This window comes from Alteromonas sp. ABD4_190 (assembly GCF_056160105.1).
Genome location: NZ_JBSWWN010000001.1, coordinates 2,190,560 through 2,216,119, shown reverse-complemented (window position 1 = coordinate 2,216,119; position 25,560 = coordinate 2,190,560). Strand labels below are relative to the sequence as shown.

The 25,560-nt window shown below is 45.2% G+C and carries 22 protein-coding genes; 7 read left to right on the top strand and 15 right to left on the bottom strand.

Annotated elements, in window-relative coordinates; translation table 11 throughout:
- Nucleotides 1-42: 42 nt before the first annotated feature.
- Nucleotides 43-2,700 carry a M14 family zinc carboxypeptidase gene (locus tag ACXAFM_RS09765; RefSeq protein WP_474829033.1) on the bottom strand — a complete coding sequence of 886 codons (2,658 nt, stop codon included), beginning with the start codon at nucleotides 2,698-2,700 and terminating at the stop codon, nucleotides 43-45.
- Between the two features lie 161 nt (nucleotides 2,701-2,861).
- Between ACXAFM_RS09765 and nfuA the strand changes: the two genes are divergently transcribed.
- From nfuA to ACXAFM_RS09740, 5 genes are all read left to right on the top strand, one after another.
- Entirely contained in the window at nucleotides 2,862-3,440 is a 579-nt protein-coding gene (nfuA, locus tag ACXAFM_RS09760; protein ID WP_118491185.1) for a Fe-S biogenesis protein NfuA, read from the top strand.
- Between the two features lie 45 nt (nucleotides 3,441-3,485).
- Nucleotides 3,486-3,716, top strand: coding sequence for a hypothetical protein (locus ACXAFM_RS09755; protein WP_474829031.1), 231 nt, complete (start codon nucleotides 3,486-3,488; stop codon nucleotides 3,714-3,716).
- Nucleotides 3,717-3,930: 214 nt separating this feature from the next.
- Entirely contained in the window at nucleotides 3,931-4,626 is a 696-nt protein-coding gene (locus ACXAFM_RS09750; protein ID WP_474809188.1) for an aspartate/glutamate racemase family protein, read from the top strand.
- Nucleotides 4,627-4,699: 73 nt separating this feature from the next.
- Nucleotides 4,700-5,083 (top strand): VOC family protein, encoded by a 384-nt coding sequence (locus tag ACXAFM_RS09745; protein WP_474829029.1) that lies wholly within the window; start codon nucleotides 4,700-4,702, stop codon nucleotides 5,081-5,083.
- Between the two features lie 193 nt (nucleotides 5,084-5,276).
- Complete coding sequence (locus ACXAFM_RS09740) at nucleotides 5,277-5,993, top strand: class I SAM-dependent methyltransferase (protein ID WP_474829027.1); 717 nt, start codon at nucleotides 5,277-5,279, stop codon at nucleotides 5,991-5,993.
- A gap of 96 nt (nucleotides 5,994-6,089) precedes the next feature.
- Here ACXAFM_RS09740 and ACXAFM_RS09735 read toward each other — a convergent pair whose 3' ends face one another.
- The gene (locus ACXAFM_RS09735; RefSeq protein ID WP_474829025.1) at nucleotides 6,090-7,436 is read right to left on the bottom strand and encodes an MATE family efflux transporter; all 1,347 of its coding nucleotides are present in this window, start codon (nucleotides 7,434-7,436) and stop codon (nucleotides 6,090-6,092) included.
- Between the two features lie 122 nt (nucleotides 7,437-7,558).
- On the opposite strand from ACXAFM_RS09735, the gene ACXAFM_RS09730 reads away from it, so the two are divergent.
- Nucleotides 7,559-8,719 carry a polysaccharide deacetylase family protein gene (locus ACXAFM_RS09730; protein ID WP_474829023.1) on the top strand — a complete coding sequence of 387 codons (1,161 nt, stop codon included), beginning with the start codon at nucleotides 7,559-7,561 and terminating at the stop codon, nucleotides 8,717-8,719.
- Between the two features lie 93 nt (nucleotides 8,720-8,812).
- On the opposite strand, the gene ACXAFM_RS09725 is transcribed toward ACXAFM_RS09730, so the two are convergent.
- The 6 genes from ACXAFM_RS09725 to ACXAFM_RS09700 are packed head-to-tail and all read right to left on the bottom strand — an operon-like array spanning nucleotide 8,813 to nucleotide 13,412.
- Nucleotides 8,813-9,400, bottom strand: coding sequence for a GNAT family N-acetyltransferase (locus tag ACXAFM_RS09725; protein WP_474829021.1), 588 nt, complete (start codon nucleotides 9,398-9,400; stop codon nucleotides 8,813-8,815).
- A 1-nt stretch (nucleotide 9,401) separates the two neighbouring features.
- Nucleotides 9,402-10,046 carry an SCO family protein gene (locus ACXAFM_RS09720; RefSeq protein ID WP_474829019.1) on the bottom strand — a complete coding sequence of 215 codons (645 nt, stop codon included), beginning with the start codon at nucleotides 10,044-10,046 and terminating at the stop codon, nucleotides 9,402-9,404.
- Nucleotides 10,043-10,960, bottom strand: coding sequence for a heme o synthase (cyoE, locus tag ACXAFM_RS09715; protein WP_474829017.1), 918 nt, complete (start codon nucleotides 10,958-10,960; stop codon nucleotides 10,043-10,045). The genes ACXAFM_RS09720 and cyoE overlap by 4 nt, the downstream gene beginning before the upstream one ends.
- Nucleotides 10,953-12,170 carry a COX15/CtaA family protein gene (locus ACXAFM_RS09710; RefSeq protein ID WP_474829015.1) on the bottom strand — a complete coding sequence of 406 codons (1,218 nt, stop codon included), beginning with the start codon at nucleotides 12,168-12,170 and terminating at the stop codon, nucleotides 10,953-10,955. The genes cyoE and ACXAFM_RS09710 overlap by 8 nt, the downstream gene beginning before the upstream one ends.
- Before the next feature lie 5 nt (nucleotides 12,171-12,175).
- Nucleotides 12,176-12,715, bottom strand: a complete 540-nt coding sequence (locus ACXAFM_RS09705; RefSeq protein WP_474829013.1) for a hypothetical protein — start codon at nucleotides 12,713-12,715, stop codon at nucleotides 12,176-12,178.
- Nucleotides 12,708-13,412, bottom strand: a complete 705-nt coding sequence (locus tag ACXAFM_RS09700; protein WP_474829011.1) for an SURF1 family protein — start codon at nucleotides 13,410-13,412, stop codon at nucleotides 12,708-12,710. Before ACXAFM_RS09700 ends, ACXAFM_RS09705 begins: the two co-directional genes overlap by 8 nt.
- Before the next feature lie 45 nt (nucleotides 13,413-13,457).
- On the opposite strand from ACXAFM_RS09700, the gene ACXAFM_RS09695 reads away from it, so the two are divergent.
- Entirely contained in the window at nucleotides 13,458-13,667 is a 210-nt protein-coding gene (locus ACXAFM_RS09695; protein ID WP_474829009.1) for a DUF2909 domain-containing protein, read from the top strand.
- A gap of 14 nt (nucleotides 13,668-13,681) precedes the next feature.
- On the opposite strand, the gene ACXAFM_RS09690 is transcribed toward ACXAFM_RS09695, so the two are convergent.
- The 7 genes from ACXAFM_RS09690 to ACXAFM_RS09660 form a co-directional block, all read right to left on the bottom strand.
- The gene (locus ACXAFM_RS09690; RefSeq protein WP_474829007.1) at nucleotides 13,682-14,575 is read right to left on the bottom strand and encodes a cytochrome c oxidase subunit 3; all 894 of its coding nucleotides are present in this window, start codon (nucleotides 14,573-14,575) and stop codon (nucleotides 13,682-13,684) included.
- Between the two features lie 23 nt (nucleotides 14,576-14,598).
- The gene (locus tag ACXAFM_RS09685; RefSeq protein ID WP_474830563.1) at nucleotides 14,599-15,186 is read right to left on the bottom strand and encodes a cytochrome c oxidase assembly protein; all 588 of its coding nucleotides are present in this window, start codon (nucleotides 15,184-15,186) and stop codon (nucleotides 14,599-14,601) included.
- A gap of 147 nt (nucleotides 15,187-15,333) precedes the next feature.
- A complete protein-coding gene (gene ctaD, locus ACXAFM_RS09680) occupies nucleotides 15,334-16,992 on the bottom strand; it encodes a cytochrome c oxidase subunit I (RefSeq protein ID WP_474829005.1) in 1,659 nt (552 codons plus the stop codon).
- A 10-nt stretch (nucleotides 16,993-17,002) separates the two neighbouring features.
- Nucleotides 17,003-18,166, bottom strand: a complete 1,164-nt coding sequence (coxB, locus tag ACXAFM_RS09675) for a cytochrome c oxidase subunit II (protein WP_474829003.1) — start codon at nucleotides 18,164-18,166, stop codon at nucleotides 17,003-17,005.
- 580 nt (nucleotides 18,167-18,746) lie between these two features.
- The gene (lexA, locus tag ACXAFM_RS09670; protein WP_039221362.1) at nucleotides 18,747-19,373 is read right to left on the bottom strand and encodes a transcriptional repressor LexA; all 627 of its coding nucleotides are present in this window, start codon (nucleotides 19,371-19,373) and stop codon (nucleotides 18,747-18,749) included.
- A 112-nt stretch (nucleotides 19,374-19,485) separates the two neighbouring features.
- Nucleotides 19,486-23,046 carry a hypothetical protein gene (locus tag ACXAFM_RS09665; protein ID WP_474829001.1) on the bottom strand — a complete coding sequence of 1,187 codons (3,561 nt, stop codon included), beginning with the start codon at nucleotides 23,044-23,046 and terminating at the stop codon, nucleotides 19,486-19,488.
- A gap of 175 nt (nucleotides 23,047-23,221) precedes the next feature.
- Entirely contained in the window at nucleotides 23,222-25,510 is a 2,289-nt protein-coding gene (locus tag ACXAFM_RS09660; protein WP_474828998.1) for a sensor domain-containing diguanylate cyclase, read from the bottom strand.
- Nucleotides 25,511-25,560: the final 50 nt, after the last annotated feature.

Below are 25,560 nucleotides of genomic sequence, written 5' to 3'. Positions count from 1 at the left end.
TGCGCTGTTAGGCGCGGCATGCACCGCGCCTCATAAACTGATTTAACGGATAAAATGTGACTGGTAAATTGCATTAGCTAGCATTTTGTTCGTGCCGTACCAGTAGCCTCTAAATTGCGTATTGTCGGTAAAACCAATGACCACACCACGCCCCATCTTCTGAGTCGTCACCGCAGTTGATTCAGCCATTAACGCAACCATTCTTTTATCACTAAACCCTGCCACAAGGGGCTCGTCAGTGTAGCGTGCTGGTGTGACAAACGGCGAGCTGCTTGCTTCCACGATCATATTGTTCGTTTTAAACATAGGTAGCGTGTCATCGCTGTAGCCATAAAAAAGTGGATGCGTATTATCAATATCTGCTTCAAATACAGCGCCCGCCACCAACTTTCTGGCATAGAGCGATGAGCCGTCTTCGTAGCTTAAATCGCTTTCATCGAAAGCGTTATCAATGGTTTCTCTGCTGACAATATCCGCATCTAGCCACTTGTGTTTGGCGAAGTAACGCAGTGCAGATTTTTGGCCTACAATCACGCCACCGGCTTTCACCCAGTCTTCAATTCTCGCTCTGTCGTCCTCTGTAAAGCGATAGCGACCGCTTGGAAATAGAATGTGAGTGTATGAGGTGCTAGGGTCATCAAGCGCACCTAATAGGTGTTGTTGCTCTACAATACTTGCAGACAAGCCGACTTTTGTATCGAAGTAGTGCCACATTTCCCCCACTTCGTATTCACTCGTCCCTTCACCCCCTACAATTAATACCTGCGGTAAGCCAACTGGCGCCATACTCCGGCTACCTAAATCATTACCTGTCGGCGTTAACCCACTACGCAAGCTAAACACAGGTACCTGAAGTTGTTGCTGCGCTTCGCTCAAAATGGCTACTAAGTTTTCAGGCTGCCCCAAACCTTTAGGCACCACGATACTACCGGGCTTAAGGTCGACACTTTCGCCATCGTATTTAATAGCGGAAAACGCTTTTTCACTGCTTCGCACTTTCACACCGGCTTCCAGTAAAGCTTGAAGCATGGCGGGCGCGTAATAATGCTGCCATGAAAACGCGTAGGCATAAGCGTTTTCATGGATATTATTAAGTGTTGCTTGTGCTAGAGCAGAGTTGTCACTTAGCGCAAGGCTTCGCACATCGCCTTTGTCTAAGGGCGTGTAGTCCAAGTTAAACGCCAACGCTAAATTCCACGTTGAAACATCATAAAAGGTGTTATTTTCAAATGATGTTTGCGTAGAAAAAATTGACTTTACTAGGCGGTATTGAGGTTGATTAGTAGGGATAAATATTGCCTTCCCAGCCTTGTAGCTAATCTTGTTCACGTCGAAGTTCTTTGTAAGCACTTCATATTCAATGTGATGCTGCTCAAGTAATGCGATAAACGCATTAAAACGAGCGGTATCATTCGATGCACTTACCACAAATCCAGCCTGGGCATCTTGCTTAGCCAAAGACTGCGTACTCTTCACAAAGCCCGATTGGTAATCAAGGATTGCAGCCTTATTTTCCAATGCGCCCCTAAAGGTACTAAGAGACGTGGTAATTTGGTTCGCTATGGTGTCTTTAAAAGCAAGCTTGCCGTTTATAGAGTCTTGGAGGTGCCCCCGTGAACTGGCCTGTTCAAACAGAATACCCACGCTACCGTGTAAATCCGGGTAGGTAGACCCTTTACCAGCGTAGAAATCGTCGAATGCTTCTTCGGTGAAATACAGCTCGCCTTGTTCATCAAATGCAGCCGCGTGATAATTCGCAAGCGCTTCGGTTAAGGTGACGTTCTCGTCTGGCGTTAAAGGGTTTTTGCGCGAGCGCACACCAGGCTGGAAAAAATAGGTGCTGTCTGTCCCCATCTCATGAAAATCGGTGAGGATATGTGGGCGCCATTTGTGAAACTGTTTAATACGCGCCTGCGACTCAGGATGCGCCAGCAATAGCCAGTCGCGATTTAAATCGAACCAGTAGTGATTTGTTCTGCCTGACGGCCACCCCTCGTCATGTTCACGGTGGCGGCTGTCAGAAACTAACTGCTTGCCTTTGTGCATATTTGCCCACTGAGCAAAACGAGAGAGACCATCGGGGTTGAAAGATGGATCAAACAGCACAATATTGTTGTTCAACAAGGCATCAATTTCTTCACCTTGAGCGGCGGCTAAGTAATAAGCCAGCGCTAGCGAAGCATTGGTACCAGAAGGCTCGTTACCGTGAATACTGTAGCCCATGTAAAAAATCAGAGGAGCGTCGTTACCTACTTTTTTGCCACTTTTCATGGCATCAATGTGCTGCTGCCTCATGGCTTCAATGTTGTTTCTGTTTGACGGCGCAGTGATAGTCATGAGTAAAAGCGAGCGATTTTCGTGGGTACGGCCAGTTTCCTCGATGGTAATGCGGTCAGATTTCTCGGCAAGCAGCTGCATATAATTTACGACTTGGTCGTGACGTACGTGCCACTCACCAATGTTGGCACCAAGTACAGATTCAGGCGTAGGAATAGCTGGGTTGTAGGATACTGTATCAGGTAAGTATGCTGTAACTGGCTGCCCGCCTGTATCAGGGGTAATAGTAACCACTGATGATAAGGCTGGCTGTGCCAATACTTGCTGGCTGGTCGTAGCCCCAAGGCCGATAGTGCCAAGCGCCAACAAAAAAGCGAGTGATAAAGGGTTCTTTTTGGCGGAGTTTTTTAGCTTCGCTAACATAGCGCTTCCCGTCTTGTTGTTATGGTTGAGAGTAATAGCGGTGTACGTCACTCTCAACAAATTCGATTCACTGGAATTATTTATTTAATTAATACCTGACTGTTTTACTCAGGTAAATTTGATACAATAATCTAAATTTTCAAAATATGTAGGACTTGCTGATGATAACTATATCAGAAGAAGCCCAGGCTCACTTCGTAAAACTGCTGAGTAAACAAGAGTCTGGCACGAATATTCGTGTATTCGTCGTAAACCCAGGCACCTCGTCAGCTGAGTGTGGCGTGTCCTATTGTCCGCCGGACGCTGTCGAGGAAACAGACACTCGCCTTACGTTTAACGGCTTCGATGCCGTGGTAGACGAAGAAAGTGCACCTTACCTCGATGAGGCGGAAATTGACTACGTTACCGATCAAATGGGCTCACAATTAACACTTAAAGCGCCTAATGCTAAAGCGCGTAAAGTGGCCGACGATGCCCCTTTAGTCGAGCGAATCAACTACATGATCGAATCAGAAATCAACCCGCAGCTAGCCAGCCACGGGGGTAATGTTGTACTTACCGAGTTAACTGATGATGGCTACGCTATTCTTCAATTCGGCGGTGGTTGTAATGGCTGCTCGATGGTAGACGTGACGCTTAAAGAAGGTATCGAGAAGCAAATGATTGAACAGTTTGCTGGCGAGCTTAAAGGCGTGCGCGATGCCACTGAACACCAAGCCGGTGAGCACTCTTACTACTAAGCGCAATATTGCGCTTATTTAGGTGCACAGTACAATGCTGCCCTTATGCTGACGCAAGATCCACTCAAGAGCTGGCAACGATTCAAAATAGGCTTATCTATTTTCGTTGTCGGCGTCTTGATGTTGTTTACCCTTAGCGAACTTCATGTTGCGCTGCGTTACCTAAGCCTTCTGGTGCTATTTCTTGGTTTTGCTATTGCCATGTTGGGCTACTGGGGCATTTTCATTCAACGTTTCTCGTTTATGAAAAATAAGAAACCGCCACCTAAGTTTTAGCAAACCAATTTTCCCTAATTTTTATCAGTAGTTTAACTCCTTCGTGATAGTAAACACTCCTTTTCTTCTAGCTACAACAAATCATATAACGCCGTTATATCGCATTATCTTGTGTTTACTATTTCATTAGCTTTGCTACTAGTCCTGAATACATTTTATCGGTAGATTGAAAGTTCTACTCAGTACTTAAAAAAGGTGAACTGTGGAAAATACTATTAAAAAGCTAGGCTTGCTCGGCGGCATGAGCTGGGAATCAACGGTAAGTTATTACCAAGCAATAAACCGTGACGTTAATACGCGACTTGGCGGCCTTCACAGTGCACCGCTAATAATAAGCAGCGTCGATTTCGCTCACATTGAACAGCTTCAACATAAGGGTGAATGGGATAAAACCGCCGATATACTTATCCGCGAGGCAAAGCATTTAGAAGTTGCTGGTGCAAAAGCCGTATTAATTTGTACCAATACCATGCACAAAGTCGCGGCTGACATAGAGCAAAATATTAGTATCCCTCTTATTCACATTGCCGATGCCACGGGTCGTGTGCTGCAGAAAAATTCAGTTAAGAAAGTTGGGCTACTAGGTACACGATTTACCATGGAGCAAACCTTTTATACATCCCGTCTTGAAGAGGCTTTTGGTATTGAAGTTGTTATTCCAAATGCGCAACAACGAGATACAGTCCATAACATTATTTATGAACAATTATGCAAGGGCGTGATTTGTGTTGATTCTCGTGAAGCGTATATTGAAGTAATAAACGCGCTTGCGGCCGAGGGTGCTGAAGGCATTATTTTAGGCTGCACCGAAATTGCGTTATTAGTGCAACAACAACATACCAAGGTTAGGTTATACGACACTACAGCTATCCATGCTAAAGCCGCGGTAGACTTCGCTTTGGGCCAATAAATACATTAAAGCAGAGTACAAGTAACCTAACTTGATAAAAGGGGTTACCCCTACTACTTCAGAGGACACAACTATGTTTAGCCACGTTATGTTAGGTGCAAACGACCTTGAGGCGTCGAAGAAATTCTATGACGCTATTTTAGGTGTATTGGGTTACGAGCCAGGCGTTTTTGATGAATATGGACGCGTGTTTTACTACACGCCCAAAGGTATTTTAGCCCTAACCAAGCCAATTAATGGCGAGGAAGCGACACACGGCAATGGAACAACCCTTGGTCTTGCAGCGCGTACACCAGACATCGTAGATGAGTGGCATAAGGTAGGAAGCGAAAATGGGGGCGTTCCGTGTGAAGACCCACCAGGCATTCGGGGAAATAGCGAACGCCAATTATACCTTGCTTACCTGAGAGACCCGTCAGGTAACAAACTCTGTGCCACGCACATAGTAAGAAAATAGAAAGCATTAAGCCTAATTTTATGTCGAGCAGCCTAATAGGCTGAAATGACGCGAAAAAGTATAGGCGGTATCTGTTGGCAGTTTATGACCAAGGCAGGTAGCGTCTTTATCCTCCCTGCATACACTTCCCACTATACATTTTGGCTAGATGAATTAATCTTAAAGAAGCGAAAGTTCAGCTAACAGATAGCATATGACTCCTGAAGAAACTGGTAAGGCCTACGACACCATTACTCACCTTTGGACTCGCCCTGAATTTAATCAGAAAAATGGCATGACGGCCTATCAAAAAGCCCTGTCATTTTTGCCGGACATCCCATCACAAGAGCCCGATACAGTGCCAAGCGAAGCGCCCAACAAAGGAGAAGCGCTAAATAAAGGAGACGAGAGCAATCAAGTCAAACCAAAAAAACGAGGTTACGCTCTAGACATAGGTTGTGGATGCACAAACCGTTTTGTTCAGGTTGTCGAAAGCGCAGGGTTAACTTACGAAGGTATTGATGTATCCGAAGAAATGCTCGCCATTGCGACAACTCAATTACCCGCCCATACCTTCTATCGCGCAGACGTGTGTACATTCACTATGCCCAAGCACTATTCGTTTATAAGCGCTTGGGATAGCTTTTGGCATATTCCTCTAACGCAGCAAGAGCCTTTGCTTAAGAAGCTAGTGAACCACTTAGCCGATGACGGCGTGTTACTTTTTAGCTGCGGGGGCACAACAGAAAGTGGAGAGCACACAAATGAAGTGATGGGCCCAGAAGTCTACTACGCCTCGCTAGGGCTACATAGATACTTGGAAATATTGATGGAAGCGGGCGGATTTGTTCGCCACGTTGAGTTTGATCAGCACCCTGAGCTACACACTATTATCATTGTGCAAAAAAGAGCCGCGCAAAAAACTCAGTAGCAAAAATAAAGCGGGATAATGCACTAAGAAGACTTAAAGAAGCAGCGTGCTAGGCGCGCCCTCCCTAAATAAGGTCAACAATACGCTCTAAAAACGCTAACTTTGCGATGTAGCTAGTTCACCGCGTTTATCTAAACGATAAAAACTCCACGCCAATGTTACGCCACGAGCGAGTAAAAAGGCGAGTAGGGCGTACCACAGGCTAACGTTACCTTGGCCTTGCGTGAGGAACCAGACAGGGAAATACACAGCTAGTGCACTTATTATCATGGTATTACGCATTGCGCTCGCTCGGGTAAGGCCAACAAATACACCATCGTACAAAAAGCACCAGTGGGCTAATAAAGGAAGTAACACCATTAGACTAAGATAAGGTAGCGCAGCGTCTACAATGTCACCATGCTCAGTAAGCAGTTCTATAATGGCTTCGCCTCCCAACCAGAATATCAGGCTGTAGATGAGGGCGAACAAGCTCGACCAGGCTAGCCCTTGATAGGTGCGTCGCTTTACTTCACCGCTATTAGACGCCCCTTTAGCTTCACCCACCAGCGCTTCGACACCATAGGCAATACCATCAAGCCCCAATGCAATTAAAACAAAGAACTGCATAAGTATGGCATTGACTGCCGCCGACGTTTCACCGTAACGGGCCCCTTGAATAGTGAGGAACGCTAGGCAGCCTTGCAGTGCCAGATTCCGTAGTAACATATCGCCATTTAACTTCATTAGCACCCTACGGGCCGCTCGGCTAAACCAAGACGCACTAACAGCTACACCGCCAACGTGCTTAAATGCCACCATTAACGCCATTATGGCCATAGTATATTCAGCAATAACACTGGCTAATGCCACGCCAGCTACTGACATATTCAGCGCAAATACAAATACCACATCAAGTGCAGCATTCAGTAAATTGCCCACAATTTGAATAGTCATAACGCTGCGCGTTTTTTGCTGTCCCACTAGCCAGCCTACCAACGCAAGGTTGAGCATGGCTGCAGGCGCGCCCCATACGCGCACAGAAAAATAGCTTTGAAGGTGTAAGGCTACTTCGTTATTAGGTTGAGTTAAGGTTAATCCTATAGAAAGGATAGGGGATTGAAGAACCAGTACGACTGCACCTAACAATAAGGCCACAGCCACCGTTTGCCACAATACCTTAGCCGATTCTAACCTATTATTGGGCGAGCCTTTCGCTTGCGCACTTAAGCCTGTTGAAGACATGCGAAGAAATCCGCACACCCAGTATATTTGCGTTAGAATTAGCGCGCCTACCGATGCTCCCGCAAGCATTGCAGGTAAAGACATATGCCCCAAAACTGCGGTATCAACCAAGCCCAATAGGGGCGTGGTAATATTTGCTAAGATCATGGGAAGCGCTAACGCCAACAGACGGGAATGATCGTCAAAAAAAGAGCGCTGAGTTACTTGGGAACGGGGCATAAATGATCTCAGTAGGGGTTAATTTCGCTATATACTATCAACCTAGGCAACAGCATAAGTAAAAGCGTACCTGCGCGGCCAAATATAAAATTGGCTTAATTTGCGTAATTTTGAAGTTTACCATGCTATTGAATTTGTTCAGGCACTCAGTGGATGATGATATGAAAACCAACAATGTAATTCAAAATAGAATGATGATTCGCTCGCGTTTGAAGATCTTTTCTTTAACGTTGTTGGGGCTCTTCAATATGTTGCTGGCCTCGCCTAGCTTCGCTTCAGATTCTAGTACGAGTGCCACGCCTAACGCGGCCATTTTACTTTATCACCATGTTTCGTCTTCAACACCGGCCAGCACTAGTATTTCGCCTGAAGCCTTTAGATCGCACATGGAATACTTGGACAAACACCACACGGTTGTTTCGCTACAGGACGTTGTTGAAGCAATACAACACAATAAAACACTGCCCGAAAAAGCAGTGGCTATCACGTTTGACGATGGTTACGCGAATATCTTACACAATGCTCATCCTATTCTGGCGGACCTTGGTTTTCCATACACAGTGTTTATTAACCCCGATGAAATTGGCGTAGGCCCCAAGCAACTGACATGGGAGCAAGTCATTGCTATGCATAACGATGGCGTTGCTTTTGCCAACCACACGCTAGACCACCTTCACATGCTAAACGGCGAGCAAACGATGGGGGAGCGCGCATGGCTGGAAAAAGTGTGGGAAAACGTAGAAAGTGCTGAAAAGAAAATTGAAGACAAACTGGATATTAGCCTTAAATATCTAGCGTACCCGTTTGGTGAATACAATACTGCGCTCGCCAATAAGCTAAAAGCCAAAGGTTACATTGGGCTCGGTCAGCATTCCGGAGCTGTGGGCCCAACCAGCGACATGCAAGCCCTTCCACGGTTTCCAGCTGCAGGCCCCTATGCCAACTTAGCAACATTGAAAACCAAGCTAAATAGCCTTGCTTTGCCAGTAACGCACAGTTCACATGAAGACCCTCGTATGACAACGCGAAAGCTATCATCGCCGATAAGCTTAACCATAGACAGTGACGATGTGCGCCTTACCCAGGTGAATTGTTTTTTTGGGGGCGATACTATTGAGACAAGTCTTGAAGGTAAGGTGCTTTCCTTCACCTTAGATAAGACACTTCCCGTAGGTCGCTCAAGGGTAAACTGTACAGCACCATCCAATACACAAACTGGTCGCTATTATTGGTACTCAACGCCTTTCTTTGTAGCAGATGAAGGTGGTATTTATCCTGACTAAGCAAATTAGAATTGTTGACTTGAAATTGGTCTAATGAGGAGCTCGCGCGAGTCCTTGTAAATGAAACTCGCGCTTATATAAGAAAACGTTTACCTAAACAGGCCGAGCAAAGCGGATGAAGCCTTTATTAATCGACTCTTCTACAAAGTCATGGCGTTGATAAAAGCGAATAGCCGATACATTTGATACTTCAACATCAAGCACAAGCTTACGTTTTTTTAGCTTCTCCGCGCGCGCCTGCATCGCATCTACCAGCATAGAGCCCACTCCAGTTCGTCGGGCGCTCTCTTCTACCGAAATATGGCCAATCATAAGCTCTGTATTGGTGGGTGGCGTGAGGTTTACCGCTACCGTTTGGTTACGCATGAGTACTGTCATAGCTTCGTCGAGAGTAAAGTATGACGTAATACTGTCTAGGGTTGCCCTATCAAACGCTGCACCTAGTTTACTATGCCAGGCAGTCACCACACCTAACACTTCACTGCCGCTACACGCCACCCAATGGTTCTTAAAACCATATTGGCCGCCACCGAGTTCCCATGCATGAGCAAGGTAGCCACCGGCTGTTTTATTCTTATTATGTCCAAAAATAGACGTTAATAATGACTGCGCCGCACTTAATATCAGGGGCGCTGTTTGCGCGGCATCAGATGCCACACCTTGCCTAATTTCTATTTCCATACTACTGCTTCGAGGTAATTATCGGCATATCTGCCAATATTTGCTGGGCATCACTTATCGATAGCTTTCCGGGCTCTCTTTTTGGTTTAAACCTTCCTATCACTCTAGCTTCAGGGTTAACAAGTACGACAGATGCACTGTGATCAACTAAATAGTTAGGGTTATCGGTACTTTCAGCGATAGCATACATCATCCCTAAATTACGTACGAACGGGAATAGCGCTTTATGCTCTCCGGTAACAGCAGTGAACTCCTTATTAAAATAGCTGACATATTCTGAAAGTCTTTCAATCGAATCGCGATTTGGATCAACAGATACAAAAACAACTCGAATAGGTTCGACACTATTTAATGTTTTTAGTTCAGGGTATATACCATTTAGTTCAGCCATGGTAGTTGGGCAAATATCAGGGCAGAAAGTATAGCCCACAAACACTAAGCTCCATTGGCCTTTGAGCGAGGAATTATCGAATACGTCACCTTCATGTGACGTTAGTGTGAAAGGTGATAATGCTCTTGGCTCTGGGTAGGTTTGAAAGTATTCAGGCTGACTTTCAACACTTGGAGGCGCGATATAAAGCGCCCCGACAATGCCCGCACACAACGCTAAAAATGCAACAAGGCCGACAATAGTTCGTTGGTTCATAAACTCAGTGGAATGTAGTGATCTAAGAGTAATACTACAAACAATACCATGAGATGAATAATTGAAAACCTAAAAGTTTTCATTGCGGTTTGTGGCTCCGCATCGAATTTTAACTTTAATGCATAGTATAAAAACCCGATATTAAGCACACTTGAGCCAATCAAATAAATGAGATCGCTCATGCCTGTAAGGTAGGGCAGCAAACATACAAGCCCCAACAATACTGTATACAGCAACACTGACGTTTTCGTAAATGATACGCCGTGGGTTACCGGCAGCATAGGTACCTTCGCTTTGGCGTAATCTTTTTCTCTATGAATAGCGAGCGCCCAAAAATGCGGTGGCGTCCACGTAAAAATAATCAACACTAACAGCAAAGCATGGGCATGTATTTCTCCTGTAACCGCGGTCCAACCCAGTAGCGGTGGAGCAGCCCCTGCTAAACCGCCAATCACGATATTTTGCGGTGTCGCTCGCTTTAAATACATCGTGTAGATAAACGCGTAGCCTACTAAACTTGCTAAGGTTAACCACGCGGTTAGCATATTTACAAAAAAAGCCAGCACCACAAATCCAACCACACCTAAAATGCCGGCAAACCACAGCGCGTTGTTTACGCTGACCTTGCCTTTTGCCACGGGGCGATTAAATGTACGCGCCATTACACTATCTATCTTATGGTCGACAACGTGATTAATAACGGCAGCAGACGCAGACAACATACCAATACCCAATAAGCCACAGATAAGTACGGTTGCGTTTACCCACGTAGGCGTAGCTAAACACATGCCTACTAACGCGGTTAACAGCAACAACATGACGACATTAGGCTTAGTCATTTCATAGTAATCACGCCACGTGACTACAGTGTGCTGACGTGAAGTACGTGCATGTAAAGAGACCGATTTAGCCATGGAAACCTCCTGGAGCTTTAGGGAGAATATGAGAAGACGTTGACGCGTTTAAAGGGTCGTGCAAAGGCCCTTCGTGGATGCTAAATGCACCTGCACCCTGCAGTGGTTTCGAACCTGAGAATGAGCCTGTATTTCGTTTTTCTGTACCGAAGACGTTATCGTTTTCTAGTGCCAAAAATACGGTAAAAATGAGGTTGAGTAGGGAGAGAAGTAACACAGCTGCGACCGCGTTATGCATTACAGCGACAGCCAGTGGCAGCATAAAGATAATGTTGCTAAGCCCTAATGCTACTTGCGTGCATAATGCTACCAACATAAACGCACCCACATATTTTTGTTTACTTGTGGTGTGGCGGCTTATCAACACACTTATCCCTAGTGCTAGTAAATATAAAAACGTGATGACCGCGCCGAACCTATGCACTATGTGCATGGTAACTCGCTCGCCATAATCGTGAGCACCAAATTCATAGTTGTCTGCATCAGGCACACTGAATGCACCTGCCAAATCAATTCTTTCCTGCCAGCCACTCTCGCAAACTGGCATTTCCGTACAGGCTAACGCAGCATAATTGGCAGAAGTCCATCCACCAAGAGCAATCTGTGTAACAAGCACGCCAAGCCCAATGAAAGCGAAAAGTTTAAGGTTTCGCTGAAAGGCTTTGGCCTGAGGTAAGTCGGTAATGCCATGTTCATGCATAGCTGACGCTACGGGCGCTTGTTTAGTTTCCGATGCATCGGCTGCGGTGTTGCGCAAACGCAGATAGAGAATAAACAGGCAAGAGATTACAGAGAAGCCACCAAGCAAATGCCCCATAACTACAACGGGAAGTAAATTGAGTGTCACGGTCCACATGCCAAGGGCTGCTTGGAATACAATGAGCCCCAACAGTAACAGAGGTAATTTAACCGGCGTGCCTTTGTTGCGCTGCCGAACAGCAATAATGGCAATTGCCAGTACACACAGCCCCAGCGTCCCAGCAAAATAGCGGTGAATCATTTCATTCCACGCCTTGAATGCTTCCACCGGGCGTTCAGGATAGGCGGCATTAGCCTGTGCTACCTTTTCTTCACTTAAGGGGACGGTTAAGTTTCCATAACACCCAGGCCAATCTGGGCAGCCGAGCCCCGCGTCGGTCAAGCGCGTATACGCTCCCAGAATAATAACGACCGCCGCAAGAAAAATACTGAAGAGGGTTAATTTTTTCATGGCCGTTATCCTATGCGCGATAGTTTGAGAAGCTTTCTCATGTCCGCCAGCATATTGCGGCTTTCCATCACGGCATCTTTTCTATCGTCTTTAATGTCGTAAAAAAGCATGGCGTTATTTTGCGTATCGACGATATAGACACTGCTAGAGGCAAGGGCGGTTGGCGTGGTAACCGTTAAGGTTTCGACAAAAGGGTAGTCTTTTAGCGCGGCTATCGCTGTTTGGTCGCTTGACGCTGTCGTGACGACCACTGCTTGTGCACGGTCCGATTCTTTGCCTAGCGCGAGCCACACTTGGTTAATACTGAAAAGGGCGTTTTCGCACACTGCGTCACATTCACTTGGCATCACATACAATAAACGCCACTTAGGTTCCGCGTTTTCTAAAAGCGCACTCATGTCGATGGTCGGCGCGAGCAACTGACCTTTATTAGTCGCGCCTTTAGTAAACCAATCGTTATCAAGTGCGAGCTTTGCCAGAACAACAGGTAAAACAAACACGGCTACCATAATAATTAATGTTTTTTTCGAAGCAGCATTATTCATAACTACGTCCTTTCTTACTAATTGCAAAGCCGCCAATGGCCGCGGCAGCAATGGCTAAACCAAACCATTGAACTGCGTAACCAAGGTGCTTTTCGGGAGACATTACAACGGCCTGATGTTCGCGAATAAACGCAGGGTCTGGCGTGGTAAGTTGAAGAGTAAAAGGTAAAAACTTGCGCTCTAGGGCGCTGCTGAGCGCAGGGAATTCGATGTGCTGTATAAGTGCGGGGCTTTGCGACAGCGCCATGTTAGTTTCTTTAACCAAGGGGTTGTGACCCGGCACACTAATGACGCCAGTAAACTCGCGTGTTTCGCCAACAAGACGTATATCCGGCAATGTGCGTGTTAAGTCTGGCGCCGGTACCCAGCCGAAATTAACTAAGAGCCAACCTGCATTCGTATATACAGGCGCAATCACGTCGAAACCCACCCGCTGATTGTGAATCTGATTATCTAATAGCAACACATGGTTAGCGTCTATTGCGCCACTGAACGACACATTAATATCCCGAGGATCATCATGAGCCAGCGCCGCTTCTAAACTCAAGGTTCCATTACTTTGCTTTTGCGCTATGCTAGCTAAGCGTTGTTGCTTTTGGACCATGCGATCAAGTTGCCAGTACCCTAAACCGCACATAATCGCCACACTAAAGCCTGTGAGTAACCAAGGAATAACGTGGCGCGTGCGAGAAAACATGATTATTTCGCACCATGTAAAATTAGAATAAAAACAGAGGTGAATATGTTGATAAAAATAATCCTTGTTGCGTTGGTGCTGTACATGATTGTGAATTTGTTTATGGCGATGCGAATCATGATGAAAAATGACACGTCTAAAGGCCCTATGAGTAAGTACATTGGTCGACGAGTGCTCACTTCTGCCGTCATTGTTATTATTATTCTTATCGCTATTGGTACCGGTTTAATTACCCCAAACCCAAGGCCTTATTGAGTTTGGGGTTACCCTTAAAGCACGTAAACGAAGATGTAGAGCATGACCCACACTACATCTACAAAGTGCCAGTACCAACTCCCCGCCTGAAACGCGAAGTGGTTTTCAGGCGTGAAATGGCCTTTCAACACTCTAAAAAATAATACAATAAGAATGATGGTACCGAGGGTCACATGCATGCCGTGAAACCCTGTGAGCATAAAGAAGGTGTTGCCGTAAATGCCTGACTGAAGCGTAAGCCCCAAGTCGCGATACGCATGTATGTACTCTTCTACCTGTAGGAACAAGAACCCACATCCAAGTAAGATAGTGATACCCAGCATGAGGGTTAGCTGTTTGCGTTTGTTTTGCTCTAGTCCCACATGAGCGAAGTGCAGTGTAATTGACGAAATAAGCAAGATAACCGTGTTGATTGTAGGCAATCCCGCTGCACTCATTTCCTGTGTGGTAGTGCCGCCAGGCGTTGACACCAGCGGCCACATGGCCTCAAAGGTCGGCCACAATACTTCATTGGTCATAACGTTATTCGATGCGCCACCAAGCCAAGGAACGGAAATAAATCTGGCGTAGTAGAGCGCACCGAAAAACGCAGCGAAAAACATCACTTCAGAGAAGATAAACCAGCTCATCCCTTGTCGATATGAACGCCCCAGCTGATCGCTGTATAGGCCGGCCATAGACTCGTCTATTTGGTTTTTAAACCAGCCCACAAGCATAACCAGCAGCACGGCTATCCCAGCTAAAAGGACATGACCGCCATAGCCGGTTTCGCCTTTGGTTGCTTGAACCACATAGTTTCCTGCGCCAACGGCAATAAGAAACAACGCGACTGCGCCCACAATGGGCCATGGACTTTGTGCGGGTACATAGTATTTTTGGTATTCGTGATTCTGTACTTCGGTTTGCATTTTCATCTCCTTACCCCTTCGGCTTATTCGCCAGCTGATGGTGTGGAAGCCATAAAGGGATTCGGTGTTGTTGTTAGGTCACTGGCTCGCGCTGTGACGTCATAGAGTGTGTACTGCAAGGTAAAAAACGTAATTTCTTCAGGTAGCTGAGGGTCTACATAAAACTGCATGGGCATATAGGCTTCACTACCCGCATCTAATGGCTGCTGATTGAAGCAGAAGCATTCAGTCTTGTTCAGGTACAGTGCTGCCGTTCCGGGGGATACTGAGGGAATGGCCTGTGCTACGATATTGCTTGATGCAGGGTTTCTCACATAAAACGACACCGTATTAAGTTCGCCAGGGTGCACTTTCACGCGCTTGGTTTCAGCACGAAACTCCCACGGCATACCAGTATTTGTGCGAGTGATAAACTCGACGGTCACTTCTCGCGACTCATCAATCTCAACCGATTGATAAACGGCTGCCGTGTTCTCGGTTTTGCCATTGATTCCCGCTACGTCGCAAAATACGTCGTACAAGGGAACAAGGGCAAAGCCGAAGCCAAACATGCCAATGACAATAGCCACAAGTTTGATAACCATCTTGTTATTTGCACTTTGCTGTGACATCACGTGACCTCCGGGTAAATCCAAAGGTGAAGGTTGATAAACGCTTGTTTAACCGCTTATCTCCCTCACCACCTGCAATGTGTGAATGTCATTCCCGTCTGCTTTTGTCGATTGAAAGGAATGACCAATTCACAACTCCATCTACCGTTACTTAACGACAGGTGGTGTTTCAAACGTGTGATAAGGAGCGGGTGATGGAATTTCCCATTCCAATCCTTCTGCGCCGTCCCAAACTTGCGCTGATACTGGCTCACCTTGCTTTTTGCATGCCTTGATAAGCAGGGCAAGAAAGATGAGCTGAGATAAACCGAATGCAAAACCACCCAGGCTTATCCATTTATTAAAATCAGCGAACTGCAATGCATAGTCAGGAATACGGCGTGGCATACCAGCCAAACCCACAAAGTGCATAGGGAAGAACAACACATTGACCGATACTAGTGAGCACCAGAAATGCCATTTAGCTAAGGTTGTGTCGTACATTTTGCCTGTCCATTTAGGCAACCAGTAATACACGGCTGCCATGATAGAAAAGACCGCGCCAGTTACCAGTACATAGTGGAAATGGGCTACAACGAAATATGTGTCGTGATATTGGAAGTCTACAGGGGTGATCGCCAACATTAATCCTGACAACCCACCAATGGTAAACAGTACAATAAAGGCAATAGCAAACATCATAGGCATTTCAAAACTTAGAGAACCACGCCACATGGTCGCTACCCAGTTAAACACTTTTACCCCAGTTGGCACCGAGATAAGCATGGTGGCAAACATGAAAAACATTTCCATGTACACCGGCATGCCCGTAGTAAACATATGGTGGGCCCACACGACAAAAGAGAGCAGGGCAATAGACGCCGTGGCGTAAACCATAGACGCGTAACCAAACAGCTGCTTTCTAGAAAAGGTAGGAACAATTTGCGAGATAATGCCAAAAGCGGGCAAGATCATTATGTAAACTTCAGGGTGCCCAAAGAACCAGAAAATATGCTGGAACATAACCGGGTCGCCGCCACCAGCAGCATCAAAAAAGCTAGTGCCAAAGAACTTATCAGTTAACACCATGGTAACCGCACCGGCGAGCACTGGCATTACCGCAATCAGCAAGAATGCCGTGATAAGCCACGTCCATACAAACAGCGGCATTTTCATCCAGGTCATGCCTGGCGCACGCATATTAAAGATGGTCACAATCACGTTAATCGCACCCATAATGGATGAAATACCCATGATGTGAACAGAGAACACAAACAATGCTGTCGAATCGCCACTGTAAGTCGTTGAAAGGGGTGCGTAGAAAGTCCAACCAAAAGCGGGGCCGCCGCCTTCCATAAAGAGCGAGCTCAGTAGAATGAGAAAGGCACCAGGTAAAATCCAGAAGCTCCAGTTATTCATGCGCGGTAACGCCATGTCAGGGGCGCCGATCATCATTGGAATAAGCCAGTTTGCAAGCCCAGTAAAGGCAGGCATTACTGCACCAAATACCATGATAAGTCCGTGTACCGTGGTCATTTGGTTAAAGAAGTTTGGTTCTACAATTTGTAGACCGGGTTGGAATAGTTCAGCGCGGATCACCATGGCCATCGCACCACCCACTAAAAACATGATAAAGGCAAACCACAGGTAAAGTGTGCCTATGTCTTTATGGTTAGTAGTAAACAACCAGCGCGTTATCCCTTTAGGGATATGATCGTGGTGTTCATGATCATCATGTAGGTGATCGCCATGTGCGTGACCGCCATTTACTTGATCACTGTGAGGCGCAGAGGTATCTGGCGAAATAACTTCAGTTGCTTTGCTCATTTTTCTGCTCCTAGTTTCCGTTTGCCACTGCGTTGACATCTTTGGCCTGCACCATGTCGCCAGTGTTATTGCCCCAGGCATTGCGCTCATAAGTCACTACCGCTGCAATTTCCTTAAGGCTTAGCATTTTTCCAAACGCTTGCATGGCTGTTCCTGACTTTCCATGCAGCACGATGTCAATGTGACCTTGCTGATCTTCTAGTGCCATCTTGCTGCCTTTTAATGCCGGGAACACGCCAGGTAAACCTTCACCATTTGGCATATGGCAAGCAGCGCACGTTGCGTTGTATACTCGCTCGCCCTCTTTCATCAGTTCATCCATAGACATATTCATAGAAAGTAGACGCTGCTCTTCTTCTTTTGCTTTACGAACAATCTCTTCTTGTTCGCCCATCCACTTTTCAAACTCGGCGGGTTCTTTAGCAATTACCACAACCGGCATATAGCCGTGGTCTTTTCCACAGAGCTCTGCGCACTGTCCGCGATAAATACCAGGCTCATTCACCTTGGCCCAAGACTCGTTAATAAATCCGGGGTTGGCATCTTTTTTCACGGCAAAGTCAGGAACCCACCAAGAGTGGATAACGTCGTCAGAGGTAATAAGAAAGCGTACTTTTTTCCCAGTAGGAATAACCAAGGGACGGTCAACTTCCAACAGGTAGTTATCTGTTTTCTGAAATTTGTTTTCTATTTGCTCGCGCTGAGTGGCGAGTAAAGAATAAAACTCTACATCGCTATCCATGTACTTGTAGTGCCATTTCCATTGAGAGCCTGTTACTAGCACAGTCATGTCAGGCTCAGACGTGTCTTCCATAGCAATTAGAGTATTCGCTGCGGGTACCGCCATGAAGATAAGAATAAGGAAAGGAATAACGGTCCAAGCAATTTCAACCTTCACGTTTTCGTGAAAATTAGCTGGCTTGGCGCCACGGGACTTTCTATGTAGATACATTGAGGCGAACATCACGCCAAAAACTACAACCGCGATACCTACACAAATGAAGAACATCAGCATATGCAGGTCGTAAACCTGCCCGCTGATGTCGGTGGCACCGCGCCTTAAATTAAGTGAAGAGGCCTCTTCACTGACTTCTTGGGCAAGAAGCAAAGGGGAAAAAAGCAAAAACGGTATTGTCGAACACCATTTTGCGAAAACGGTCGTTAGTTGTTTCACTCAGCACCTCCGTAATAGCAAGACCAAAAACGCTGATTATTTTGCGCGATGCCCTACCAAATGGTTTGCGAACGATTGACCCATCACCTCAACTTGTAAAACAAATTTAGAGTCATTGTTATTATTTTGTTAATCTCTGTATAAGAATTGCGCAATAATGTCGTGCCGTCTAGTCTTTTCTATTAAAAATTTAACGAAGCGGTTAATTTTTAATCACTTCCGTGGCAGCCTTACGTTACATATTGGATGGAAAAAGAAATGAGCATGTATTAAGCGAGAATAAAATCAAACGTACATTTTGAACAACACAAAGGTTCTACTAGCAATCATTTGATTATAAAATCAACAACTAATAGGTTATTAATATTTATTTTCAAACAAACTTTAGAATAATGAATGCATATTCAGTAGTTCATTCACAGGCAAAATACGCGTAATACGCTTTCTGATAGTCATGGTTGGGTTCGCTTTTTAAAGGCGGGCTTAGTCACCCTAACTCCAGAAAACTGGTAGAAATAAAGCAATAAAAGGCATAAAAAAAGCGGCTAGTGCGCCGCTTTTCGTTGAAGGTGTTAAAACCTTACATCCAGTCCGCGTTTCTTATAACGCCTACTGCAATCCCCTCAATAGCAAAAGGTTCGTTGGCTAGGTCTACTCGAATAGGTGCGAATTCTTCGTTTTCGGCATGAAGTAATACTTCACGACCACGTTTTTCTAAACGCTTTACCGTAACATCTTCGTCTACACGTGCCACAACGACCTGGCCATTGTGAACATCGGTGGTGCGATGCACAGCAAGGAGATCGCCATCTAGAATACCGATGTCTTTCATACTCATGCCGTTAACACGCAGTAAAAAGTCTGCTTGAGGTTGAAACAGTGCAGGGTCTACCTTGTAGTGTGATTCTACGTGCTCTTGCGCCAAAATTGGCTCACCCGCCGCCACACGACCAATGAGAGGTAGGCCTTCTTCTTCAGGTACGTCATTTTCGAGAGGAATATTGAGTTTAATACCCCGAGAGGTACCCGGCAGAATTTCTATCACGCCTTTACGCGCCAAGGCTTTCAAATGTTCTTCTGCTGCGTTGGCAGAACGAAAACCAAGTTGACGAGCGATTTCCGCACGCGTAGGCGGCATCCCCGTTTCTTGCATGGTGGTTTTGATAAGTTCTAAAACTTCGGTTTGTCGAGCTGTGAGTGGGCGCATAAAAGACCTGTCTGTTCATACAGTTCCTGTAAGTATATACACCTAAAACTAAATAACAAGCACTTGCCGCGTCTTTTGCTACAAGCAATAGACAGCGACAAGTGTATTACCCTTATTTCACAAGAAGGGCCATGTTCGGATTACCTATTTGAAGCTCTACTTCGCCGGCATTGTTCTTTCGGGTACGCATACCATCGACATGATTAATGCCAATGGAAGGGCTACGCCAAATGACATGTCCATTGATATCTATTTCAGTGACTCGGTAAGCAACGTTGTCATAATATCCATACGATGAGTCATATTCTTCAGCTTGGTAAATGCCAAGTATTGATTGATTAGACGATGTCGTTGGAATAACGGCTATATTTTGAAGATCGAATGTAGGCGTTATGGCGTCTTTAAGTACTAAGGCGTCATTTGTTACGTCATAAATATTTATTCTATTGTAGTTTCTATCTAAGCATGCAAACTCAGAGGCGTCGTCGCCATCAGCATTAATTCTTATCAATTGACTACAAGAAACATCTAGTTCATTCAGTCCGACAAACTCGCCATCTTGCATTGTATAGAGCTTTAATGATTCATAGCCACTAACAGCAAAAAAGTGTTCGCCATTATTGGTGAGCTCAGCGACAGCATCAATTGAAAACTCATTGATGACAGAGTCAATGAGCACTTGGTTCTCAATATCGAATGCTTTGAGTCGATTGTTTTCAACAATGACCGCATCAACAAAATTATCGTCATTCACGTCTACAGCTTCGATGAGTGAGACTTGGCTGTTTTGATTTTGGCTCAGCGACCACTGAATTGAATTATCTGACAACTTAACTACGTTGAATGATGTATTGCTATTCAAAGCTCCTGTGAATAATTCACCCAGGCCATCATTATTATAGTCAGTAACAACGGGTCTGCTATAGTCAAAAACATCGTCGCCGAGTTCGTCGCTAAGGGTAATCTCATTCTCCATGTTAACTGACAGCATCTGAATTGATGTGTAGTAGTTAGTTGTCTCACTCACAAAGACAGCTCTTTCATCATTATCACCAAAAGGGGCCCAGCCGGCAGCAAAGTAATTAGAAGAGTGTGCTTCCGTTCGTATATCTGATAATACGTAGTCACCCTCAGCATCTTGCAGTGCAACCTGAATTTCGCTGTCGCCGGTCCAGATTATTTCGTTTCGGCTATCGTTATTCAGGTCGCCGATTAAAAGCGACATACCGCTATACGCATTGTGAATAACACTCCACTGTTCCGAAATTTGACCACCTTCAAGCGCGAAAGCTTTCACCTCTCCCCACTGGCACTCAGAAATTACAAGCATTCCCTCATTGGTCTGGTCATCTTTGCTATAGCTCAAATCGCAGATATCATTATGTTCAGCTGTCGCCAAACTACTTTTCGACACCGCAGAGTAGACTGAAATATTCTCCCAACGGTCGGCACCAATGATTTCATCGACACCGTCGCTGTTCATGTCACCGACAGCGACGTAAGCGTCGCTAAACCCATTGCCATAAAGCCATTGATTGGCGCCGCTATTAATATCGAATACGTAGCCATTGTTAGTCACCAACTCGATAGACGCGTCGTCGTCTACATTACCAAAAGAAATGGTTGATACACCATCGACATCGAACTGCTGCAACTTTTCACCAGTTGTCACATTATGAATGGAGATAGACGTCGCACCGTAATAATAATCGCCGTGAAGGTATGCAATTTCTTCTATACCGTCGCTATCAATATCGTAAAGCCATCCTGACGTTATTTTATCCTCTGCTACAAATACCGTTTCCGCGTTGTCTTTCCGGTCTTTTATAACCGATAAACCTTGTTCAGTAAGGATATAGATTTCATCATTACTATCGCCGTCAGCATCTTGTGTATAAACGCCCTTAATTTCTCCTCTTGTAGGTAACTTGTAAGGGTACACATAGGTATTTTCTAGTTTATTTCCGTTTAACAAGAAGGCGCCCACATTCCGGTGATTGACCGATATGAGTTCATTCACGCCCTTGGTTGAGGCAATCGCAAAACCTCTATTGTAAATCGGTGTTATTGAAGTTGTGCGGGCAAACGCCGGTGCTTTATCTGCATAAGCAGTTATTTCTACGGTTTGCAGGCTCTCATCGCCATCCAGACTCGCAAAGCTAAAAATATAGGTTTGCGCATTAAACAGTTGACTGTTGGGCACCTGCCACGTTAGTAAGCCGTCGTCGTTTAAGGTAACTCCTGTAGGTGCAGCGACAAGCTGGCCTGCAACATCACTATTAATTTGATCGGGGTCAGTCATACTTACCGTGAACTCCACGTAACCACCAGCAGTTACCGATTCAGGCATATTGGAGATGACGAGTGTCATTGGAGAGTCACTGATAGTGATAAACACGGGTTGTGATTCAACGATGTTAACACCGTCAGACACTACCATAGTTACTTTCAGTTCATCGCCGAATACCGCGTTATATGCAGGCAGAGTGTTACCGCTAACACCCTCTAGAACAATGTTATTAATGTACCAGCGGTAGGATACTGACAAGTCAGATTCAGGCGTATCAGAGTCGTAATAATACCCCTCATCAACGGTTATATCGTCAGACGTGTAAACAGGGTCATAAGCATAATAATAGGGTTCACCAGCAACGGGAGGCGCTGAAATAGTTTCTATATCGGATAGAACGATATTCGCGGTATTGCTGCTTGCAAATGTCTCGATACTGCTGAAAAACACGCCAACATCATAGGTGTCATCCCCGTTCGTATCTTCACCATAGCGAACCGCTCCTTGCATAATATCAATGCCAGCGGTTCTATTGCCTTTAACTACAAGAGAACCTTGGTAAGCATAAGGTAGCCCTCCTTCCTCTGAGAAGTAAGAAAAATCAAGCTTACCTTTTGAGCCAATATGCAATGCCCCCTCGAACTCAGAGGAGTACCCCACCCCATTAAAGCCATCAAAAGCAGTTCCATTTATTTTATAGGCTTCACCGTTAAAGGTAGCGGTCATGTACTGAATAAGTTCTTCGTTGTAGTACCCCGTGCGTGGATCGTAACTTATTTCAGCTTTCATTAACCCTTTTAGCGTTGCACGTTGACTACCTCTCCCTATCGAAAGGCTCGTAAAATAGGATGTTGCCTCAAAATTGTCGTCATCTGATTTCGTAATAGCAACAGAAAATTGACCATCGTGATACGCGTTCAGATAATAGTGTAGACATTGATCATAATCGACGATTATGGTTCCAAGACCTGTGTCTAAATCAAGTTTTCCAGAGTACTTAATTGAGCCGCTATCTGAACATTGTGTAACGCCATCAATGTTGCCGTTAGCATCGACAAGTTCAGAAACTTCAAATATGTCAAGATAAGGTGAGCTGGCAAGATCTTCGCCAAAAAGCGCAATATATACGTTTTGCACAGCGCTAATGTCTGCGATTGCAATGTTTGTTTCACCCGTATAGCTATTATCAGCATAACGCTTAGCTGCGTTGTCTAGCTGTGCTATAGAGTAGTCTAAGGGGTTCGATAAAATTTCTAATGCAGTCGGCTCTGGAGGCGGTGCAGGTGTTGGGTTAGTCGGAGAACCCGAGCTCCCTCCACCTCCACAGGCTGTGAGAGCTAGAATAGAAAATAGGCCACAAAAACCCAAGCGCGAAGTGTTCATACATCGTCCCTGATTTGTAAGGCATGGTGGCCTAACATCAGCCAAAAGTACGAAACACGCCTAATTTGTTTACAACAATAAAATATTCGGTTTTTATAACTTATTGTCGTTTGCCTGGCAATATCTCTGTTGATTGATACACAACTCGCTAGCGTTTATCGACAAACAGCGACGGTCAATCGTCCCCCCAGACTACGCGATTTCGGCCTTGTTCTTTTGCCTTATAAAGGGATTTGTCAGCCGTTGATAACAGGGCGCTAAAGTCTGCGCCATAGGTACTATCGACAAAAGTGGCTCCTATGCTGATGGTAAGGTTTATTTTATCGGTTTTATAGTTAACCACACTTTCTTCAACGGCTATGCGAAGCGCCTCTAGCTGCGTGTTAATTTCTTTTTTATTTTCCCCCAACATCACGATTGCGAACTCTTCACCGCCAAGACGGGCAACGACATTCGGTGAACCGTTTTGCTTGGATATTTTTCGAGCAACAGTAATAAGCGCCTGGTCACCAGCGTCATGACCGTACGTGTCATTTACGCTTTTAAAATGGTCGATATCAACAATGGCAACACACGCGCTGTGATGCAGCTTTGAAAACGCGACACACTCGTCAATGAATGCTCTTCGGTTGTACAAACCCGTTAATGAGTCAGTCATAGCTAATTGCCGCAGCTTTTCTTCAGCGACAGCGCGTGCATCTTCTAATTCTACTGCATAGAAAAGACCGGCTAATGCATCTAAAAGAGGCTGTAGAAATTTGGCATCTTCTATAGAGTAGGGTTCAAACTTATTGGCCAAACCAATCATACCCACGACTCTGTCTTTGACTTTGATAGGCAAACCTAAAAAGCGGCTAATTCGCGGATGCCCTTGGGGAACACCTTTAGATTTCGGATGACTCCCAGAAGTATTACTTATCGTAATTTCTCCCGTTAAAATAGTGGTACCGAAGAGGTTATCGAAACTGCTGAAGTATAAATTTCGCTTTTTATACTCGTTATATTGTGTGAAGCTGCTGGTGTCCCATACGATTTCGGAAATGGCATGGATAAACAGCCTCGATGCATCGCCTTCATTTTTCATTTGCCCTACGAAAGCAAATTGACTGTCCGAAATGTCAATGAGTTCAGGCAATACTGTTTGACAGGCCATGGTTAAATCGTTGTTTTGAAGGTATGAAGCCCGGGTCTTATTAATAAATTGCAGGAGCTGAGTTTTCTTTCGCTCGTGAAGTTCACTTTCCATTCGTTGGGTAATGTCACGATGAATTCCAGCAACCCGAGTGGGTTTACCCATAATGTCAGATTCTACAGTTTTTCCATAGCTTTCGACCCAAACCCATGAGCCGTTAGTATGCTTCATGCGAAACGTAGTATTGAAAACCTTGCTCTTTCCAGCAATATGTTCGTGTAACTGCTTTTCTACTTTCACATAATCCGCAGGATGAATCAGCTGTCTGAAAAAGCGCGAGCTGGTGTCATAGTATTCATATTCAAGACCGACAATGTCACACCAGCGTTTGTTCACTTGATTTACATCAGCGGTCAAATTCCAATCCCACGTACCTAACTCAGAGGCTTCCAATAGTAGCCGCATACGCTGGTTTGTTTTGTTGAGCTTGTCTTCCACATATTTTTGGTCGCTTGTGTCAAATAGAAAAGCCTGAACGGAATACAACATACCGTCTTCACGGAAACTAGCCGTAGAGATCATACTTACCCAAATGGTACGTGTGGGCGTGGCAATTTGAAGACGACAGGTATGCGTTTCCACGCCCTCCATATGGGCCTGCATGGCAAACGTAAAGTCTCCCTCAGCCTCTTGTGTTAAAACATCGCCAAGCTCGACTGCACCGCTCAGTAAATCCTGGGACGATATGCCCAAAACGCGCTCGCTGTTTTTTGATATATGAACCAGTTTGAGCGACGTAGTATTTCGCCACGTAGCCAGAACGATAGGGGACTTTTCTATTAACCCATGCTCACGCTTAAGTGCTTCATGTTCTTTTGAAAGAGAAATATGCTGACTAACAAGCGCGCCAATTCGATCTAGAACTTCTAGATATTTCTTGTCAATTTCTCTTGGAACGGTATCAATAATACAGACAGCACCAATAATCTCATCATTAATTTCAATGGGCGTGCCTGCATAAAAGCAGATGTGCGGCTCACCCGTCACTAGTGGGTTGTCTTTAAACCTTGGGTCTTCTTGGGCATTGTTTACAACAACTTGTTGACGCTCTTGCACGACATGACTACAAAACGCATGTTCCCTACTCACCTTGGAAAGTGAAGTCCCAAACCGCGCTTTGAAAACCTCTTCAAACTCACCAACGATGCCAATTAGCGCAATAGGCACTTTGTATGCCGCAGCTAACACCACCATAAGATCGTTGAGATCTAATGGCACCTCACTATTGAGCATAAAATCATCAATTGTCTTCAGGCGGTTTTGATCATCCACTACATCTTGCTCATATTCATTAACCTTTATAAAAGTAGTAACAATCAAAG